Origin of the sequence: uncultured Campylobacter sp., assembly GCF_905371695.1 — a bacterium.
GTDB lineage: Bacteria > Campylobacterota > Campylobacteria > Campylobacterales > Campylobacteraceae > Campylobacter_A.
On sequence record NZ_CAJPMA010000128.1, the window covers coordinates 1 to 3,314 of the forward strand.

Consider the following 3,314-nt stretch of genomic DNA (forward strand, 5'->3'; position numbering starts at 1 on the left):
GGCTGTATGAGGGAAATTTCAACGAAAACAGATACGAGCAAGTAAAAAAAGACGCAAAAAAAGCAAAGCAAATGCGAAAAAAGGCGTGCGAGCTAGGCGATAAGCAAAGCTGCTAGGCGGCGCGTCTTGCCCTTGCTTAGATTTTTTCGCCTAATATTTTTTGCTTGCGGCTAATGGCCTGCGACGCTAAATTTTACCTTGCCTTGCAAAATTTAGCGAAGCGATTTTTAGATTTCGCGTCGCCTTTGGTTTTATTTCGCCGCGGCAAGAGAGCCGGCCCGCGCCTGCAAGGTAATTTTCCTATTTCATGCAAAAAATACGGCTTTGCTACCGTAAGCGCGACACGGTAAGCGTGCACGGCGGATTAAAGGCGTTTTATACGGCGGCTTGCATAGGGGGGCGTCTTTAAAAGAGCGCGAATTTTAGCTCCGTAAGCAAAGGCCTTATTTGCGCCAAATTTTACGTTGCTTATACCGCGACCTCGGCTTTTGATGAGGCGGTCTAGGCTCGGCGAGTGGACTATCTGCCTTGCGGCTTTTGATAAATTATGCTGGGCGGCCGCCTCTTGCCGCAAATTTCGCGCCGGCTTTTGCTTTCTATATTTTGTCCAGCATCTGCCATAATCGCGGTTTAAAGGAGAAACGATGAGCGTAGAATTTCGCGTCAAAAATAAAAAGCGGCCACTATTTTTGGGATATTTTGGCGTAATGAGCATAGGCAAGGCTACGGAGCTGATACCGGATTTGGCGGTGTTTGGCATAGATGAGAATGCCAAAAATTTTGATAAAGAGGCGTTTTTAGGCTCGCTTTTAGGCGAATGCGAGGGCATAGTTTTGGGCATTTGGGGCAAGAGCGGGCGGGGATTTGAGCTTAGCTACGACACTGATACGAAAAGCTACAAAGTGCGCGTAAATACGCCCGCGACGGTATTTGACTGGGTTTTAGCTATCTCGTATCTGCAAATTTTATCGCAAAGACTAGGAAGCGACATCAAGGGCGAGGACGGAAAAATTTATACGCGAGAAACGATAGAAAAATTTGACTACGAGCGCGATATAAACTCGGGTTTGCGGGCGATAAAAGGGCATTTGGAGGGCGGCGCGACCGTAAATCACTGCTACGGCGTCGTTAGGCCTTTTGCCCTAAATCGCGCGATCATAGATGAAATTTTAGCCGCGCAAAGCCCCGCAAAGGAGTTTAGCGAGCGCCTAACCGAGGTGCAATACCTTGACGCTTACGGCGCAAACCAGCGCTTTTACCGCGCAAACGGCGAAGGCGAGATCATCGGCTCGTACGCGCTTACGCAGGGCGTGCCGACTATTTTGCCTTACGAGCCTTTAGTGGAGTGGCAAAATTTGGACTTTGTTAAGCCAAAAGACGTCTCGCGCTGGGAAATTACGCTAGTAGGCGGCGAAGAATGCGACGGCGGCAACGAGAGCGATGATGGTGACGAGGCCTCCCGCTACCGCGTGCTAGCCGAGCTAGATTACTCAGAGTTTATCTCGCGTTTGCCGCGCGAGAGCTACCGCTTTATCGATGCTAGTTATATTTTGGTGGAGGGACTAGACTACGAGCGATTAAGGGCGCTGGCGGAGTGAGTTATTTATCAAAATCTACCCGTTAAATAAGCCTCTACGGATTCTACCGCCATACGGTTTATAGCTCTTTAAATTCCTCGCGTACTTGAAATGGGCTTAAATTCTAGCCCCGATTTTAGGCGCCGGATAAACCCGCGCGCCAGGTTTTGCCTACCTTTTTTTTCGGTATCTCTTTATGGCCTCTTCGATCACGGCGCGCAAATTTTCCTGCGGATTCATATCGTCGCGCGTATTTTCAAGGATCGCGCTTAAATTTTTCTCGACGTAGCTAGTATCGAAAAATCCCCGCCTAAATTCGCGGCTTTGGCTAATAGCCAGCAAAAACGGAATGATCGTGCGCACGCCCTCGATGGTAAATTCTTCCAGCGCGCGTTCGAGCTTATTTACGGCCAGATCGTAGTCGGTGGATTTTACGATGAGCTTTGCGATCAGCGAGTCGTAAAAAGGCGGAATCGAGTAGTCCTTGTACGCGTGGCTATCTACGCGCACGCTAGGACCGAGCGCGGGATAATAACCCGTTATCGTGCCGGGGCTCGGCGTAAAATTTTGCCAGACGTTTTCGGCGGTAATGCGCGCCTCGATCGCGTAGCCTTGCGGGCGAATATCGCTTTGCTCTAACTCCAAAATTTCGCCCGAAGCGATGCGGATCTGGCGCACGACTAAATCCACGCCCGTGATCTCCTCGGTCACGCCGTGCTCGACTTGGATGCGGGTGTTCATCTCCATAAAATAAAAGTTGTTGTAATCATCGAGCAAGAACTCGATCGTACCGACGTTTGAGTAGCCTACCGCCTTAGCCGCCGCTACCGCCGTCACGCCCATGACTTTGCGTAAATTTTCGCTAATAGACGGGCACGGCGCTATCTCTATGATCTTTTGGTGTCTACGCTGGATAGAGCAGTCTCGCTCGCACAGGTGGATTATGTTGCCGTAGTTATCGCCTAAAATTTGAAACTCTATATGGCGCGGGTTTACGACGAGTTTTTCCATAAAGACCTCGTCGTTGTTAAAATAGGTCTTCGCCTCGCGCGTGCAGGACTCAAACGCGCTTTGCATATCCTCTTCCTTCCACACCTCGCGGATACCGCGTCCGCCGCCGCCGCCGCTAGCTTTTAATATAACGGGATAACCGATCCTACGCGCGTGTTCTTTGATCTGCTCCATCGTATCGTCGTTTAGCTTTTCGGTGCCCGGCACTATCGGTATACCGTTACGGCGCATTAAGTAGCGCGCGATGTTTTTATCGCCCATTTTACGGATAACGTCGGCTTTCGGACCGATGAAAATCAGTCCCGCGTCTTCGACCATTTTAGCGAATTCGTAGTTTTCGCTCAAAAATCCGTAACCCGGATGTATCGCGTCCGCGCCGCATTCAAGCGCGGTTTGCACGATCGTTTTAGCGTCTAGGTAGCCTTTTAGCGGATCGTCGCTTACTTTATAGGCCTCGTCGGCTATTTTTACGTGCAGGCAGCTGACGTCCGGCGCCGTGTAAATAGCCGCGCTTTGCACGTGCAAGTCGCGGCACGCGCGCACGATCCTGACGGCGATCTCGCCGCGATTTGCGATCAAAATTTTACGAATCATGAAAAATCCTTTTTAGCCTAATTTTACGAAATCATATTACTAAAATTTTAAGGACTAGCTAAAACGCAACTAAAATTCGCGAGTTAAAGCAAAAGATCGGCGAGAGCGGCGTTTTGGTAATTTACGCAAACG

Annotated in this window: 2 protein-coding genes; one reads left to right on the forward strand and one right to left on the reverse strand. The window is 49.9% G+C overall.

The features are described 5' to 3' along the window. Positions 1-644 precede the first annotated feature (644 nt). Positions 645-1,598, forward strand: coding sequence for a DUF4299 family protein (locus QZ147_RS08775; protein WP_295149424.1), 954 nt, complete (start codon positions 645-647; stop codon positions 1,596-1,598). Between the two features lie 150 nt (positions 1,599-1,748). Here QZ147_RS08775 and QZ147_RS08780 read toward each other — a convergent pair whose 3' ends face one another. Continuing rightward, complete coding sequence (locus QZ147_RS08780) at positions 1,749-3,182, reverse strand: acetyl-CoA carboxylase subunit A (protein WP_295149428.1); 1,434 nt, start codon at positions 3,180-3,182, stop codon at positions 1,749-1,751. Positions 3,183-3,314: the final 132 nt, after the last annotated feature.